Annotated in this window: 20 protein-coding genes and 2 tRNA genes; 13 read left to right on the top strand and 9 right to left on the bottom strand. The window is 59.8% G+C overall.

Features of this window, described 5'->3' with window-relative positions; translation table 11 throughout:
• Positions 1–23 precede the first annotated feature (23 nt).
• The 3 genes from RA29_RS14740 to RA29_RS14730 all read left to right on the top strand — a co-directional run bounded on the left by RA29_RS14740 (position 24) and on the right by RA29_RS14730 (position 1981).
• Entirely contained in the window at positions 24–257 is a 234-nt protein-coding gene (locus RA29_RS14740; protein ID WP_039687847.1) for a hypothetical protein, read from the top strand.
• Positions 258–271: 14 nt separating this feature from the next.
• Positions 272–1282: a hypothetical protein gene (locus RA29_RS14735; protein ID WP_193743536.1), complete on the top strand. Its 1011-nt coding sequence runs from the start codon at positions 272–274 to the stop codon at positions 1280–1282.
• 255 nt (positions 1283–1537) lie between these two features.
• Positions 1538–1981: a hypothetical protein gene (locus tag RA29_RS14730; RefSeq protein ID WP_039687147.1), complete on the top strand. Its 444-nt coding sequence runs from the start codon at positions 1538–1540 to the stop codon at positions 1979–1981.
• 113 nt (positions 1982–2094) lie between these two features.
• Here RA29_RS14730 and RA29_RS14725 read toward each other — a convergent pair.
• Positions 2095–2169 (bottom strand) — tRNA-Asn (locus RA29_RS14725).
• An 80-nt stretch (positions 2170–2249) separates the two neighbouring features.
• Positions 2250–3161, bottom strand: coding sequence for an MBL fold metallo-hydrolase (locus RA29_RS14720; RefSeq protein ID WP_039687145.1), 912 nt, complete (start codon positions 3159–3161; stop codon positions 2250–2252).
• A gap of 42 nt (positions 3162–3203) precedes the next feature.
• On the opposite strand from RA29_RS14720, the gene RA29_RS14715 reads away from it, so the two are divergent.
• Both RA29_RS14715 and RA29_RS14710 read left to right on the top strand, forming a co-directional pair.
• Complete coding sequence (locus tag RA29_RS14715) at positions 3204–4523, top strand: ATP-binding protein (protein ID WP_039687143.1); 1320 nt, start codon at positions 3204–3206, stop codon at positions 4521–4523.
• Positions 4524–4595: 72 nt separating this feature from the next.
• Positions 4596–5042 (top strand): DUF4442 domain-containing protein, encoded by a 447-nt coding sequence (locus tag RA29_RS14710; RefSeq protein ID WP_039687845.1) that lies wholly within the window; start codon positions 4596–4598, stop codon positions 5040–5042.
• Positions 5043–5057: 15 nt separating this feature from the next.
• On the opposite strand, the gene RA29_RS14705 is transcribed toward RA29_RS14710, so the two are convergent.
• Positions 5058–5134, bottom strand: a tRNA-Ile gene (locus RA29_RS14705).
• Between the two features lie 104 nt (positions 5135–5238).
• Between RA29_RS14705 and purM the strand changes: the two genes are divergently transcribed.
• The 3 genes from purM to rnd all read left to right on the top strand — a co-directional run bounded on the left by purM (position 5239) and on the right by rnd (position 8099).
• Entirely contained in the window at positions 5239–6285 is a 1047-nt protein-coding gene (gene purM, locus RA29_RS14700) for a phosphoribosylformylglycinamidine cyclo-ligase (RefSeq protein WP_039687141.1), read from the top strand.
• Entirely contained in the window at positions 6282–6872 is a 591-nt protein-coding gene (gene purN, locus RA29_RS14695; RefSeq protein WP_039687140.1) for a phosphoribosylglycinamide formyltransferase, read from the top strand. The genes purM and purN overlap by 4 nt, the downstream gene beginning before the upstream one ends.
• A gap of 66 nt (positions 6873–6938) precedes the next feature.
• Positions 6939–8099, top strand: coding sequence for a ribonuclease D (gene rnd, locus RA29_RS14690; protein ID WP_039687138.1), 1161 nt, complete (start codon positions 6939–6941; stop codon positions 8097–8099).
• Between the two features lie 22 nt (positions 8100–8121).
• On the opposite strand, the gene RA29_RS14685 is transcribed toward rnd, so the two are convergent.
• Positions 8122–8655, bottom strand: coding sequence for a hypothetical protein (locus RA29_RS14685; RefSeq protein WP_039687136.1), 534 nt, complete (start codon positions 8653–8655; stop codon positions 8122–8124).
• A 135-nt stretch (positions 8656–8790) separates the two neighbouring features.
• On the opposite strand from RA29_RS14685, the gene RA29_RS14680 reads away from it, so the two are divergent.
• From RA29_RS14680 to RA29_RS14660, 5 genes are all read left to right on the top strand, one after another.
• Positions 8791–9195: a SufE family protein gene (locus tag RA29_RS14680; protein ID WP_039687134.1), complete on the top strand. Its 405-nt coding sequence runs from the start codon at positions 8791–8793 to the stop codon at positions 9193–9195.
• A 485-nt stretch (positions 9196–9680) separates the two neighbouring features.
• Positions 9681–10898, top strand: coding sequence for a GAF domain-containing protein (locus RA29_RS14675; protein WP_039687132.1), 1218 nt, complete (start codon positions 9681–9683; stop codon positions 10896–10898).
• A gap of 6 nt (positions 10899–10904) precedes the next feature.
• The gene (locus RA29_RS14670) at positions 10905–12002 is read left to right on the top strand and encodes an HWE histidine kinase domain-containing protein (protein WP_342666419.1); all 1098 of its coding nucleotides are present in this window, start codon (positions 10905–10907) and stop codon (positions 12000–12002) included.
• Positions 12003–12086: 84 nt separating this feature from the next.
• A complete protein-coding gene (locus RA29_RS14665; RefSeq protein WP_193743535.1) occupies positions 12087–12224 on the top strand; it encodes a hypothetical protein in 138 nt (45 codons plus the stop codon).
• Positions 12221–12805 carry a biliverdin-producing heme oxygenase gene (locus RA29_RS14660; RefSeq protein WP_039687125.1) on the top strand — a complete coding sequence of 195 codons (585 nt, stop codon included), beginning with the start codon at positions 12221–12223 and terminating at the stop codon, positions 12803–12805. The genes RA29_RS14665 and RA29_RS14660 overlap by 4 nt, the downstream gene beginning before the upstream one ends.
• Here RA29_RS14660 and RA29_RS14655 read toward each other — a convergent pair.
• From RA29_RS14655 to RA29_RS14635, 5 genes are all read right to left on the bottom strand, one after another.
• A complete protein-coding gene (locus RA29_RS14655) occupies positions 12788–13420 on the bottom strand; it encodes a DUF1638 domain-containing protein (RefSeq protein ID WP_039687122.1) in 633 nt (210 codons plus the stop codon). The two genes, RA29_RS14660 and RA29_RS14655, sit on opposite strands and share 18 nt — an antisense overlap.
• Complete coding sequence (locus RA29_RS14650; protein ID WP_039687120.1) at positions 13411–13956, bottom strand: thioredoxin family protein; 546 nt, start codon at positions 13954–13956, stop codon at positions 13411–13413. Before RA29_RS14650 ends, RA29_RS14655 begins: the two co-directional genes overlap by 10 nt.
• A 48-nt stretch (positions 13957–14004) precedes the next feature.
• Positions 14005–14319, bottom strand: coding sequence for a YbjQ family protein (locus RA29_RS14645; protein ID WP_039687118.1), 315 nt, complete (start codon positions 14317–14319; stop codon positions 14005–14007).
• Positions 14319–14540 (bottom strand): hypothetical protein, encoded by a 222-nt coding sequence (locus tag RA29_RS14640; RefSeq protein WP_039687116.1) that lies wholly within the window; start codon positions 14538–14540, stop codon positions 14319–14321. Before RA29_RS14640 ends, RA29_RS14645 begins: the two co-directional genes overlap by 1 nt.
• Positions 14541–14624: 84 nt before the next feature.
• Complete coding sequence (locus RA29_RS14635; protein ID WP_039687114.1) at positions 14625–15326, bottom strand: B12-binding domain-containing protein; 702 nt, start codon at positions 15324–15326, stop codon at positions 14625–14627.
• Positions 15327–15516 lie beyond the last annotated feature (190 nt).

Here is a 15516-nt window from a genome sequence, read left to right as displayed (position 1 = left end):
AAATGATGGACGGGAGCGCTAATATGTCGAATAGGGCCAGTGCGAAACATGAGAAGTTCCGCGATCTAGCTGAGAGTCGTACGAACAAGGCCCTCGATGCGATAGGCCGGATCGGCAACCTGTCTAATCGGTCGCTCTACGAATGGGATGAGGCCGAGGTCAGGAAGGTGGTCAAGGCACTGAAGGACGCCGTTTCCGAGGTTGAGGCCCGCTTCGCCTCACCAAAGGGCAAGGTCGGCGCGAAGTTTAAGTTGTGAGCGGGGAGGCCAAGATGGAAAACCGAGCAATCCTTGACCGCTTGATGGCTGCCGAGAAGGTGGAGGACGTCAGGGCTGTGTTGGCCGAGTGTCGGCAGCACCCGACAGTTGACCTCGTACCGTTCGGTCGCCTGGACAATAACCGTGGAGCCATCGAGGTTGCCAGCGACCCCGCTCGCTCTGCCATCGAGCGAGTGACGAACGCACACGACGCGATCTTGGAGTACGAACACGATCAGCACGATGGCAAGCCCAAAAGCGGTTCGCCTCGCGAAGCGGCTGCACATTGGCTAGGGGTGCCGATGAAGGGCGAACTTTCCGCCCTCGGCACGGGTGACCGTCAACGCCTCGCGGCGGAGACGGTGGTTCGCCTTGAGGAGGGCGAAGGCTGGCAATCACGATTGCTGACCGTCATCGATAGGGGCACTGGGATCGCGCCGGAGCAGATGGAAGGTACGATCCTCAGTCTCAACGAGAGTAACAAGATACAGAAGCACTATCTCGCGGGTACCTACGGTCAAGGCGGCTCCAGTACCCTGGTCTTCTCGAAGTACGTCTTGATCGCCTCGCGTGCTGTCGGCTCGGACGAGATCGCCTTCACGGTGGTCTGGTACCAGGACCTCCCTGCGGACCAGTATAAGACGGGACGCTACGTCTATCTGACCCGCGACGGTGGGCTGCTAACCGCGAAGGTCGAGGACGGGGACCCGGAGCGCGGAACCGTGGTCAGGCACTTCGGCTACGACCTCTCGGGTTGTACCTCCTCCATCGGACCGAAGAGCCTGTACGGGGCGCTACAGAGGGTCCTTTTCGACCCGGTCGCGCCGATCCGCTTCGAGAACCGAGTCCACGGCTGGAATCGAACCATCAAGGGCTCCCGGAACGCCCTAAACGGTGCCGTGGACGACGGCGACGACGGTACCGCCAAGGGCCCCGAGATCACTACCGGCTCCCTACGTTCAACGTCTCTCTGGGGGACCACGGGGAGATCGGCGTCGAGTATTGGGTCCTCGCCCGCAAACTGAAGAAGGATGGCAAACCGTCCAACGAGGCGCCGTCGCGTGCTTTCGTCGACAACCTGAAGCCCATTGTCCTAACCCACAACGGCCAGAACCAGGGTGAAATCACTGGGCGTCTAATCCAGAAGGACGCCGATCTGTTCTACCTTCAAAAACAAGGGCGCCTTATCGTCCACGTAAACTGCGACCATCTATCCCCGCAGGCTAAGCGTATGCTGTTCTCGTCAACGCGAGAGCAATGGCGGGAGGGCTTCAGCCGCCATGCAGGTAGCAGTGGACCTTCGGGCACATCTCGACAAGATCACCGACGTCGAAACTCGCCATTTCGTAGAGGAAGCGATCAAATGTCACGAGGCAGAACTGTATCGCTCGGCCATCGTAATGGCTTGGCTCGGAGCAATGGACGTCTTGCACAAGTATGTTCATTCGCATCATTTGTCTGCGTTCAATACCGAAGCGAAGCGGGTAGACGGTAGATGGAAAACCGCCAAGACGTCGGACGACTTCGGCAGGATGGGTGAGGCCGATTTTCTGAACCGGATCGCTGCAATCTCTGTTATCGGCAAGAACGCCAAGGAGGAGTTGCAGAAGGCGCTCGGGCTTCGCAATGGCTGCGGTCATCCGAATAGTCTCAAGGTTAGCGCAAACAAGTCTGCAGCGCACATCGAGACGCTGCTACAGAACTTTTTTGAACGGTTCGCTTAGAAGCAATATGGTCCGTTGTTGCGGGATATGTTGCGGGAATCATGGCCCCGCTGAAGGGATTTCAACCAAGAAATCCAGAAAATTCAATAAAATCAATGAGTTAATGTGAATTGTGGCTCCGGCGGTAGGGATCGAACCTACGACCAATTGATTAACAGTCAACTGCTCTACCGCTGAGCTACGCCGGAACGGTTTGCGCCGTATAGCAAGGGCGATTCAGGTCGTCCAGAGGGATTTGCGTCGTCGGCGCGAAAAATATTCTTGTCGCTCATTTGCGCACAAAGCGCGCGTTTGCGCTGAGCGGATCAAGCGGGTGGACCCGAGATTTTCCCATCAGATCAACAAGATGCGCCAGTACATTTCGGGTGGCAGCAGGCAGCAATGCACGCGGCGTGTCGATATACACCGCGTCCGCAATGTCAGCCGCTGTTGCTGGTCCGTCGTTGAGCGCATCGAGTATTGCGCGTTCACGGGTGTGCCGGTGTTCGATCAGCCATAGCAGACGTGCCTTGGGCTCGGTGATCGGTGCTCCGTGGCCTGGGTAGAACACGCGCCAATCGCGCCGCATCAGCTTGTGACAGGATGACATGAAGTCTGTCAGGTCTCCGTCCGGAGGTGATACGAGCGAACTGGCCCAGCCCATCACGTGATCGGCTGTCAAACAGGCGTCGCCAAATCCAAGGCTGATATGATTGCCCAAATGTCCGGGTGTGTGGAGGACTTCGAGCTGCCAATCCGCGCCTGAGATCACATCACCATCTGCAAGGCATTGATCCGGGGCGAATTCCTTATCGATACCTTCGCCACCGCCTGACAGGCCCGCCTTTGCAAGCTGCCGCATGATGTCGCTCCGTCCGGCGGTTGCGTCGCCAAAGGCCAAGATGGGCGCGCCTGTGGTGTCCGATAGGGCGCGGGCGAGGGGGGAGTGGTCCAGATGACTGTGCGTGACCACTATGTGCGAGACATGCTGGTGCGGCTCAACCGCCTGCAGGATTGCGTGCAGATGGTCTGCGTTATCCGGGCCGGGATCCACCACCGCCAGGGCCGTTTCACCGACCAGATATGTGTTGGTGCCCCGATAGGTCATGGGCGACGGGTTCGGTGCCACAATGCGCCGCAGCCCTTGTTCCATCACCTCTGCCACTCCGATGATCGGGTCAAAATCGTCTGGTGGTGTCATGGTCTCTTTCGTCCCCGGGCGTGGCCAGATAGGCTCTAGCGCATGTCCTTTGCATGGCTCAAACTTTATATGCCGCGCGGTATCTATGCACGGGCCGCGCTAATCCTGCTGCTGCCTGTGGTCGTGGTGCAAGTCGTGGTGTCTGTCCTTTTTGCGCAGCGCCATTTTGAGGGGGTGACCGTGCAGATGGCGGACACCGTTGTGCGCGAGATCCGGTTGGTGCTGCAAGACCTCTCTGATCTGCCGCGAGGTGCGGATGTGCAAGTCGCAACAGCGGATGTCGCCGATCCGCTCGATATGCGGGTGGAACGTATTCCTGCGCCCGAGTTGGAGGCGCCGAACAGTCGTGACTGGGATGATTTTTCCGGCTTAGTGGTCATTCGGCGCCTGAGCGAGCAGGTGCCCGAGATCCGGTCCTTTGATTTGTCGAGCAGTGCTGCGGTCAGGTTGGCGGTCGATACCGGCACGGGGCCGGTCGCAATCACGTTCGACCGGCGGCGTATCTCTGCGCGTAATCCGCACCAATTGCTGGTTTATATGGTGTTCTTTTCGATCCTTACGACGATGGTGTCCTTTGTCTATCTTCGCAATCAGTTGCGGCCCATTCGGCGGCTTGCGCGTGCTGCCGAAGCCTTTGGCCGTGGCCGCAATATCCCATTTTCGCCAGCTGGGGCGTCTGAACTGAGAGCGGCGGGCACGGCATTTGTAGACATGCGCAACCGGATCGAGCGGCAGATTGAAACCCGCACGCTGATGCTGTCGGGGGTCAGTCATGATTTGCGCACGCCGCTCACCCGCATGCGGCTGTCGTTGTCGATGCTGGAAGACGATGACCGCGAAGCGCTGGAGCAGGATGTGGATGACATGCAGGGCATGATCGACGCTTTCCTCGACTTCGCCAAAGGCGACGGGCAGGGCGAGCCTGAGCGTACTGACCCTGTCGCGCTTGCGACGACGGTGGTCGAAGACGCACAGCGTGCGGGCCAGCCCGTTTCGCTGGCGGAGGTGGAGGGCGCGGGCACCGTCCGTTTGCGTCCGCTGGCCATGCGTCGGGCACTCGACAATCTTGTGTCCAATGCTGTCCGCTATGGCGGGCGCGCGGAAGTGTCGGTGCGGATCACCGAAAAGTCGCTTCGCTTCCGGGTCGAAGATGATGGGCCGGGCATTCCCGAGGAGCAGCGCGCGGACGCACAGCGGCCGTTCACCCGGCTGGATCCGGCGCGCAATCAGGACAAGGGGTCGGGCGTGGGTCTGGGCCTTGCCATCGCGACAGATATCGCGCGTGGGCATGGGGGCACCCTGCGGCTTGGACACAGCAGCAAACTGGGTGGGTTGCGGGCTGACATCGTCATTGCCCGCTGATTTGCCGCAGCGGCACGCTTGCTGCGCTGCGCCAACCGGCTTTACTGGCGCAAACCAGCCAAGGAGCCTGACATGACACCATACGACATGATCCGCGAGCAGTTGGGCAAAGCCGTGCCCTTTGCCAACCACGTCGGTGTAGAGTTGATTGAGGTGGGCGACGGGCTGGGCGTCGCGGCGCTGGATCAGCGGCAGGAGACCTCGAACCACATCCAAACCCAGCACGCGGGTGCTATGTTCACGCTTGGCGAGGCGGCTTCGGGTGCGGCTTTGGCCGGTGCCTTTGGCCCGATGATCTTTCAGGCGCGCCCCGTGGCATCGGGGGCGCAGATTTCCTACGTCAAGATCGCCAAGGGGCGGCTTGAGGCGCATGCCAAGACCGAACGGCCAGGGCCAGAGTTGGTCAAGGAATTGCAAGAGGTCGGCAAAACAGCGTTCGACATCAACGTCGATATCCGCGACGACACGGGCGACACTGTTGTGACCATGATCGTCGGTTGGCACGTGCGCAAAGCGTGAGATCGGCGGAGAATGTGGTAGGCCCGGCAGGACTTGAACCCGCAACCAAAGCGTTATGAGCGCTCTGCTCTAACCAATTGAGCTACAGGCCCGCCATGCGTGATGCGTATGCGGCACGCGCGGTGGCGTCAAGACGTCCGTTGCACCGGACGGCCCGTTGGTCTAGCAGGTGCGCAACCAGCGGACGGGGACAGCGATGGCGCAGGGCAAGAACGGAATGACATACGCCGATGCGGGCGTGGATATTGACGCAGGCAACGCACTTGTGGACCGCATCAAACCGGCTGCTGCAGCCACGAAACGGCCCGGTGTCGCCTCTGGTCTGGGCGGCTTTGGCGGGCTCTTTGATCTGAAAGCGGCGGGTTTTGTTGATCCGGTTCTGGTCGCAGCCACGGACGGAGTGGGCACCAAGCTGCGCATCGCTATTGACACTGGAAACGTGGACGGCGTGGGCGTCGATCTGGTCGCGATGTGCGTGAACGATCTGGTGTGTCAGGGCGCGGAGCCGCTGTTCTTCCTAGACTATTTCGCCACGGGTAAGCTGGAGCTGGATCAGGCCGCGCGCATCATCGAAGGGATTGCGCGGGGTTGCGAAGCGTCGGGCTGCGCCTTGATCGGGGGCGAGACGGCAGAGATGCCCGGCATGTACCCGGCGGGCGATTTCGACTTGGCCGGTTTTTCGGTCGGCGCGATGGAGCGGGGCACGGCACTGCCCGCAAGCGTGGCCGAGGGCGATGTGCTTTTGGGCCTTGCCTCGGACGGCGTGCATTCCAACGGCTATTCGCTGGTCAGGAAGATTGTCGAGGCGTCGGGCCTTGGTTGGGACGATGCCTGCCCTTGGGGCGAGGGCACGCTGGGCGCAGCGCTGCTGACGCCCACGCGGCTTTATGTGAAAGCCGCGCTAGCGGCGATCAAGGCAGGTGGCGTGCATGGCTTTGCCCATATCACCGGCGGCGGGTTGACCGAGAACCTGCCGCGCGTGCTGCCCGAAGGTTTGGGTGTGACCGTGGATCTGGACACATGGGCACTGCCGCCCGTCTTCCAGTGGCTCGCAGCGCAGGGTGGCATGGATCAGCCGGAAATGCTCAAGACCTTCAACGCGGGGATCGGCATGGTGGTGGTTGTCGATGCGGTCTCGCAAGCGGCAGTGACGACCGCTTTGGAAGCCGAAGGCCAGGCCGTCACGCGCATCGGCACTGTTGGGACAGGGCAGGGCGTCACTTACACGGGTTCCCTTCTTTGAAGAAACGGGTTGGGATTTTTGTCTCCGGCGGCGGCTCGAACATGCGTGCGCTGGTCGAAGACATGGACGCCACGCATCCGGCAGCCCCTGTTGTTGTGGTGTCGAACAACGAGAACGCAGGTGGCATCACCTGGGCGCAGGAGGCGGGCCTGGCCACGGTCGTCGTCGATCATCGCCCTTATGGCCGCGACCGCGCGGCGTTCGAGGGCGCGATTAACGAAGCGCTTTTGCCCTATGATCTGGACCTGATTTGCCTTGCCGGGTTCATGCGTGTGCTGACGGCAGGCTTTGTGACGCCGTGGCGTGGACGGATGCTGAACATTCACCCGTCGCTTTTGCCGAAGTATCGCGGCCTGCACACGCATACCCGTGCGCTTGAGGCGGGCGAGACTGAGCATGGCTGCACCGTGCACCTTGTTACGCCGGAACTGGATGATGGCCCGATCCTCGGGCAGGCGCGCGTGCCTGTTGAGGAAGGCGATACGCCCGATACGCTGGCCGCCCGTGTGCTCGTGCAGGAGCATAAGCTTTATCCGGCAGTGTTGCGCCGGTTCACCGCCGGGGACAGCACGCCCCTGATGCTCTAGCCAGCGACGGCGAGTTGGTGTAGGACCAAACAACCAGACGGTGAAAAGCAACAAAAAGAACCGCATATGAGAACCATCACGACAACGGATGCGCTTGCCGACTTCTGCACCGAGGCGCGCGCGCACCCGTATGTGACCGTGGACACCGAGTTCCTGCGCGAACGGACCTACTACTCCAAACTCTGCCTCGTTCAGCTTGCTATGCCGGGCACTGACGAGGACAGCGCAGTATTGGTGGACCCGCTGGCGAAGGATCTGTCGCTGGAACCACTTTACGACCTGTTCCGGGACACATCGGTGGTCAAGGTGTTCCATGCCGCGCGTCAGGATCTGGAAATCTTTTACGTCGATGCGCAGGTCTTTCCCGAGCCGCTGTTCGACACGCAGGTCGCCGCGATGGTTTGCGGCTTTGGCGAGCAGGTGGGCTATGAGACGCTGGTGCGCAAGATCGCCAAACAGTCGCTCGACAAGACATCGCGCTTTACCGATTGGTCGCGGCGGCCCCTGACAGACGCGCAAAAGACCTATGCCATCGCGGATGTGACGCATCTGCGGGAGATCTATGAATTCCTGTCGACCAAGCTGAACAACAGCGGTCGCGCGCGCTGGGTGTCAGAAGAGTTGCAAACGCTGCTGAGCCCTGAAACCTATATCATCCAGCCCGAAGACGCCTGGAAACGGGTGAAAACCCGAACGAATTCGGCTCGCTTTCTTGCCGTGGTCAAAGAGCTTGCAGCCTTTCGCGAGGCGCATGCGCAGTCCCGCAATGTGCCGCGTAATCGCGTGTTCAAGGATGACGCGCTGGTCGAGCTGGCCAGCAACAAGCCCAAATCTTACGAAGACCTTGGCCGTTCACGGCTGCTGTTGCGTGAGGCGCGCAAGGGCGACATCGCTGACGGGATCCTCGCCGCCGTGAAATGCGGGGTTGAGATGGACCCGGACGCCATGCCACGCCCCGACAAGTCGCGTGAAAAGTTGCAGGTGAACCCTGCACTGGCGGACCTGCTGCGCGTGCTTTTGAAGGCCAAGACCGAAAGTGCGGGCGTTGCAGCCAAGCTGATTGCATCGGCGGCGGATCTGGATGCGCTGGCCGCAGGTGTGCGGGACGTGCCTGCGCTGCACGGCTGGCGGTCCGAGGTGTTTGGCACGGATGCGTTGCGCCTGTGCGATGGGCAAGTCGCGCTTACGGCCAACGGGGCTGACGTTCAGATCATCCCGCTCGACTGACAGATGCGCGCGCGTGTGCGCGTCAGCGGCGGGTTGTGCTTTGGGCGTTGCGGCGGCCCTCGACCCGGATCACCCGGATTTCCGCGAGTTCCTGATCGGTCAAACGCCGCGCGGCGGTGACAGTTCGGACCCGCTGGCTGAGTGTGCGGGTCGGACGGTCGGTATGGACGGCGCGCATCTGGTAGGTCAGCACGCCATCGACGGGCACATTTTCGTCGCTTTCAGTGGTCAGGCGCACGTCATATGCGCGATCCTCGTCCACGATACCAGTGGCCCGCACGATGGCACCGCCCGGCACGCGCTCGATCACCAGATCTGTGACCTGATCGATGGGTGTGCCAACGTAAACCTCGGCCTGGTCACGCAGGTTCGAAAACAGTCCAGCGCGGGTCGTTTCGGGGATCAGTGGGTTGGTTGCTGCGCGCGGATCGGTCCGGATCGGCTCCGACCGGCTGCTTCCAAACCAGTTGAACGGGTTTACCCGGCTGTCACGCACCGTGGCGCATGCCGACAGGGTCAAGGTGGCAACCAAAAGGGCTGGAAGGATCTTGGGCATCGTCCGCTCGCGTCTTTGCTCTTGGCAAGTTGGTAACGGAAGCGGCGGCACTTGAAAAGCATCCTTTGCCGCTCTGGACCTTTGCGGCCAAGGCGCATACTTCACCTAGGCTACGACTATTCCCGGGGGCAACCGATGGCAACGCCGAGTTTCGAAGAGATTGTCGAGGATTTCGAGTTCCTTGAGGACTGGGAAGACCGCTATCGCTACGTCATTGAACAGGGCAAGGCGATGGAGCCGCTGCCCGACGCGCTTAAGGTGCCCGCGACCAAGGTTGACGGTTGTGCCAGCCAGGTCTGGCTGCACCCGCATGTGGAGGATGGCGTGTTTCACTTTGACGGCGACAGCGATGCCATGATCGTCAAGGGGCTGATCGCCGTTTTGCGGCGTTTGTACAATGGTTTGACATTGGACGACGTACGGGCTGTCGATGCGCGGGCAGAGATGACGCGGCTGGGTCTGAATGATCATTTGTCGGCGCAGCGGTCAAACGGTTTGCGCGCGATGATCGAGCGAATCCAATCCGTAGCTGCTGCCTGATCCAAAGGACGCAATGCGGCGGCGCGCTTCATTTTTATTGATGAGTAAGACAGCCTGCCGCTTCAAGGCTTCCCAAGCTTTCTGCGTTGACAATCGCACATTTTCTTTTCCGACAAGATCAGGCGGTTGGACTATTTGCTGGCCATCCGAGAAGTTGGTAGCCGGCAGGTCCACCGGACGAAGTGCGATGCGGCCACGCGAACCAAAGACGATTGGAACCGTGTCAGCTGTCCAGTGCGAAGCATCCGGCAGAGTTCGGTGTTCTAGTGCCCTGAATGTGTCCGCTGTCTTATGTGGCTTACCCAAATCGGCAAAAGCCGCGAGGGAACAACTCCTGCAATAGCTTTGTCTTCGTCTTGGTTGTCCCGCTACGACTGTGCAACCAAAGGGCGAATTGCCGCGCCCATCGGTCGGGACGTTAATGGAACATGAACTATCCTTACCTAGGCGTTAAGTTCCCGCTTTGAGAAAAGGCCCAGACCGACATGAAATCACAAGATGTCACGCAAGACATTGAACGGGCGCTGAAACACTGCGCATCAGAACCGGTGCACATCCCCGGCTCGATCCAGGGCCACGGTGCCTTGATGGCGTTCGACAATGATAGCTTGCGTCTGACACACGCCAGCACAAACCTAGCGGCTGTGACGGGCTTGGACTGCGGTGATGTGCTGGGTCAAAACATCAACGACGTTTTTCCCACCGGTGTGCGGCATGATATGGTCAATGGCCTGCTTCCCAGTTTCCTGAAGCAGGATACCAGACTGCTTGATCCTGTGCGCATTGGCCAAACGGACCTGATCGCATCGGCCGCCGCGGCAGGATCAGCGACGATCTTTGAATTCGAACCAGCCGAAAACCAGGCGTCGATGTCCGGCGATGCACTCAAGCAACTCGCCTTTTCAACGGCGCGCCTTCAGAATGTTGATGAGGCAGATGCGCTGTTCCAGCTGGCCGTGCGGCTGTTGCAGGCACTCACTGGCTACCAGCGCATCATGGTCTATGAGTTTGATGGCGAAGGCAACGGAACCATCCGGGCGGAGGCGCTGTCCGGAGGGCTGGATTCTTTCTTGGGGCTGAACTTCCCGGCATGGGATGTACCCGCGCAGGCCCGCGCGATTATGGCCCGTGTTCCGCTTCGCTACATTGCCGATGTAAGCGCGCCGAATGTGCCCATCCTGGCGGCCAGCGCTGACATGCTACCGTTGGACATGACCCAAGCCCACCTGCGTGGCGTGTCTGCGGTGCACATGGAATACCTCAGAAACATGGGCACGCAGGCGACATTTACACTGAATGTCGTTGTCAATGATGAGCTGTGGGGCATGATTGCGCTGCATCACCCGATACCGCGTGTTCCGACACAAAGCGTGCGCGAAGTGTGCCGGAACTTTGTCCATTTCTTCGGGTTGAAACTTGCCACGCTTCTGCAACGGGACAGACTGGATCGCTTGCGTCAGGCAAACGCGCTAAGGTCGGAGCTTACGAATGTCGCGTCCTCTGGTGAAGCAGACATTCGCTTGGGCATACAACTGCTCGAACAATTGACAGACGCGATGGAGGCAGATGGCGCGCTTCTGGTAAAGGAGGGGTTTGTGCAGTCTTGCGGTTTGGTCCCGCCAAGCACCGCGATTAACACACTGATGACATTTGCCAACGCAAAGACTGAAGCCGTTGCCACCGCGAAGCTGAACGAGGATTAACCCAACTTGGTCGCTGCTTTTGGCACGGAGATCGCGGGTATGCACCTCACGCCTATCAGCAACGACAATCTCGTGGCGTTTTTCCGGCGTGACAGAGAGCAAATGACAACCTGGGCCGGGATCCCGGAAAAGACGATTGTCGGAACCGGCGCGGATGCGCGATTGCGGCCACGTGGATCCTTTGCCGCTTACAAAGAGACGGTGCGCGGCACGTCGGCGGCCTGGACACAGGAACAGGACCGCATCGCCAGCGACGTCTGGTCGATCCTGATGAACTCCTCCGAGTATAAGGCCCTTATCGAGAAGACCACGCGCCAGCAGAAGATGCTCATCAATGAGCTGAACCACCGCATCCGCAATCTGCTGACACTCATCAGGTCGTTGTCGCGACAATCACGCGCCACGTCGAGTTCAATTGATGATTACGTGAATACGCTCGAAGCGCGGATCGAAGCCGTTGCCAATGCACACTCACTTGCCGTGGAGGAACCCGAGGCACTGGTCAGTGTGCAGAGCATTCTGCAACAGGAGGGGCGCGCGCATAGCGGTCAATCCGACCGTGTCCGGATCAACGGGCCCAAAGTGGGACTGCAACCTGAGGTCACCCCTATCTTTGCGCTGGTCATTCACGAACTTATGACCAACGCAACGAAATATGGCTCCTTGTCGGTTTCCGAAGGGTCGCTCGACATTGAAATCATGCTGCACGAGGGACGGCTAAAGCTGTTCTGGACCGAACGCGACGGGCCACTTGTGACCCCGCCAACCCGGATGGGATTCGGCTCGATCCTGCTCGACAACGCGGTTCCGAATGATTTTCGTGGCACGATACTGCGCGACTACGCCAGAGACGGTTTCAAATGCGTTTTGGAACTCCCAAGCACCTTGATCACAGACGCCGTGAGCCAATCGGACGTCCTGAAACGGACCGCGTCAACGACAGCTGAACGATCAAGCACCCTCAGGGATCGTGCAACGCTCTCATGTCTTTTGGTCGAGGACAGTTTCGTTGTGTCCATGGACACCTTGGCCACGCTGAATAGCGTTGGCTTCGAAAACGTACAGATTGTGAATTCGAGCCGCGATGCCCTGCAAGCCATCTAGCAAAATGTCCCAGAGTTTGTTGTTCTGGATGTGAACCTGTCCGATGGTGACACGTCACTTTGCATTGCTGAGGAGTTACAGCAATTGGGTACGCGGTTCGTCTTTGTGACCGGCTACGGCGTTGACGAGGTGCAGAAAGATCGGTTTCCCGATACCCCCGTGCTTCAGAAACCCCTGCGGAAATCCGCGCTGGCCGAGGCGCTGTCAGAGTTGCAGCTATGATCCAGCTTACGATTGGTGACGTCCGCAGTGAGGTGGCTCAAGCCACACGTCAGATACATGATGCCCTGCATCGAGATCCCCTGCTGTCGTGCCTGATGCATGCGGATCTCACGCAGGCAGCGTATCAGAGCGCGCTGGGTGTCTTTGCGCAGTTTTACGGTGCAATCGAGACTGCGCGAAACGCGGTAAACCTGTTCCCCGAGTTTCACCTGAAGGCGGAGTGTGTTGCGTTGCAGCAAGATGTTTGTCTTGTTTCACCGCCAGAACCCCGTTTCGCCCTTCAAGGCCGCCAGGCGCTTTTGGGTGCACTCTACGTCGCGCACGGCGCAGCGTTTGGTCGCAACAGCATGCGGACCAACGTCATTACTGCGCTCCCAAATGCATCGCACCACTTTCTGCGTTGCCCTGCACCAGCGCATCGCTGGAGAGCGCTGATCTCGACGCTCGAACAGGTTGGGCACGGTCCACGCGCGCGGCAACGCATCATAGATGGGGCCCAGCAGGCGTTCTCGTTCGTCGCCGACATCAGCAAAAGTGAGCAGCTCGACTGTGCATGCGAAGGACTACAGCGCGGCCAGTGACGTTTGCAGGTCGCCGTAGCCGGTAAACCGGCGCTCGAAGGCGAGACCGAGCGTTTCGGCAGCGGCGCGCGCTTTGTCTGTCAGGGCCGGATCTTCTGTTTGGGCCTGGTAGACCAGCTTGTCGTAGTTGCCGAAATACATATCCCGCAACTCGGGGTGGCGGTCGAGGCCCATTGGCCTAATCACGAATGCCTCGAACTGGCGGACGAGGAAGTCGGTCAGGTAGAAGGTGGTGATGTCACTTTCACTTTGCGCTACAAAGCGTTCATTTCCCTCGAAAAAGCTGTAGCAATGCGGGCCTGCCACCATCTCGACACCCATATCGTCGCAGGCTGCCTCCAACAGTCCGCCAGTGCCGCAATCGGCGTAGACAACAAAGATCGTGTCGTAGGTGTCGCGGTGTTTTGCAACGCTGTCGCGTACCGCTTGGGTGATTTTCTCGGGGTAGAGGTGGTATTTGGCTGGCAGGCAGGTCAGGTCCATGTGGTCCCAGCCGTTCATCGCCTTGAGGTCCAGGATTTCCCGCGCCAGCGCACCGCATGCAATAAGCAGGATACGCCCCGCGCCGTCAGCCGCGAGTCCGTCTTCGTTCAGGGCCACGTCGCTCAGCGCCATTTGATCGAACAGCCCATGCTGGGCGTCTGGTCGCGCGGGCCGACGCCGGTTTCGGCGATCTTGCGCATGGCATTGACCAGTTCGGGTGTGCGATCGCTGGCGTCGCCCATGCGCGCATCGTCCAAACGCCCGCGATACTGCAGCAGGCCATCCGCGCTGAAGCCGAAGAAATCCGGCGTGCACACGGCGCCATAGGCGCGGGCGACCGATTGGTCTTCGTCGATCAGGTAGGGAAACTCGAACCCGTGTTTTTCGGCAAATCCGGGCATTTTGTCCGGCGCATCCGCAGGGTACGCAGTGTAGTCGTTGGCGTTGATCGCCACCACCCCGATCCCTTCATCCCGCAGGGTCTTGGCATCCGTCGCAAGCCGGTCCGCGAGCGCCACGACATAGGGGCAGTGGTTGCATATGAACGCGACGAGAACGCCGTGCGGTCCTGAAACATCGCTTAAACTGTGCATCTGTCCGTGCGCATCGGGCAGATTGAAGTCTGGGGCAGGGTCTCCGAAATCGCAACCGGGTGTTTCAAGCAGCATTGTGTCCTCCGGCAGTCCTTGGTGACAGAACGGTGTCGTCGGGTGTGATCATTCCAGTTTGACGGCCGTACCATAGGCCACGATCTCGGATGCGCCTGCCATGATGGCCGATGTTTCCATGCGCACGGCTACGATGGCATCCGCTTGCAGTTCCGTTGCAGCCTCAATCATCCGATCAAGGGCCTGTTCGCGCGCACCGGCCATGAGTGCCGAATAGCCGGTCTGCTCCCCGCCAACGAGGTTGCGTAAACCGGCCACAAAATCCGTCCCGATATGCTTGGATCGCACCGTTGCGCCCCGGACAAGGCCCAGGGTTTCGACGATGCGTCGGTCTGCAATCGTTTCACTCGTAACAACAAGCATCAGTGTTTCATCCCGTCATAGTGGTCTTCTGCAGGGTTGCCCAAGCGTTCGGACAGCAACCGCCACAGAACGTAAATGGCAAATGCGATGATCACCACCGCCCCGATCAGAAGCAGTGGGTGGGTCAGGCTGCCCGCGATCAGCAGTGCGACGGCGCCACCGGTGGCGGCGATCCCTGCGACGATACAGATCAGGATCAAGAATATCTTGTCGAGGGACATTATACATATTCCCCGGACGTAAATCGTAAGCGCCAAACGCAGATTTTGAGCAGCATGTCGTCCTCCGTCATGGAGGCGACAGGGTTATCCCGCCGCCAATTGGTTGTGTTTGCGCGCCACGAATTCCTTGGCCGTCTCAACTGCGACAGCCGCATCACGGCAGTAGGCGTCGGCACCAATGGCCTTGCCGAACTCTTCGTTCAGGGGGGCGCCGCCGACCAGCACGATATAGTCGTCGCGGATGCCCTGTTCGACCATCGTGTCGATCACAACTTTCATGTAGGGCATCGTGGTTGTCAGCAGGGCCGACATGCCGAGGATATCCGGCCCTTCCTGTTCAATGGCTTCCAGGTAGTTTTCGACCGGGTTGTTGATGCCCAGATCGACCACTTCAAAGCCCGCGCCCTCCATCATCATCGAAACGAGGTTCTTGCCGATGTCGTGGATGTCGCCCTTGACCGTGCCGATGACCATCTTGCCCACGCGTGGCGCGCCGGTTTCGGCCAGCAGCGGCTTCAGGATCGACATACCGCCCTTCATCGCGTTGGCGGCCAGCAGCACTTCGGGCACGAACAGGATACCGTCGCGGAAGTCGTGGCCCACGATGGTCATGCCGCCCACAAGCGCCTTGGTCAGGATGTCATAGGGTTGCCAACCCCGTTCCAGCAGGATGTTGACCCCTTCCTCGATCTCTTCCTTGAGACCGTCATAGAGGTCATCGAACATCTGCTGGACCAGCTCTTCATCGTCGAGCTCGGACAGGATGATGTCGTCTTCTTCGGACATGGTGTGATCCTTATGCGTGGGTGCCGGACCCGGTGCCTATTTTCCAATATATCGTTCAGAATGTCGCAGGCGGACTGTCCGGATTGCGACATGGCCCGCGTCCGGTGCGACGCGAAGTTTGGTTTTCGTGTGCGATTGTATGCACTTTTGGTACTGTCTCGCCGTGGACTCTTGGCGAGTGTTCCCGTTG

This window comes from Tateyamaria sp. ANG-S1 (genome assembly GCF_000814025.1).
Lineage (GTDB): Bacteria > Pseudomonadota > Alphaproteobacteria > Rhodobacterales > Rhodobacteraceae > Tateyamaria.
Note: the sequence above shows the minus strand (reverse complement) of the source record. Positions and strands in the feature narration are given on the sequence as shown.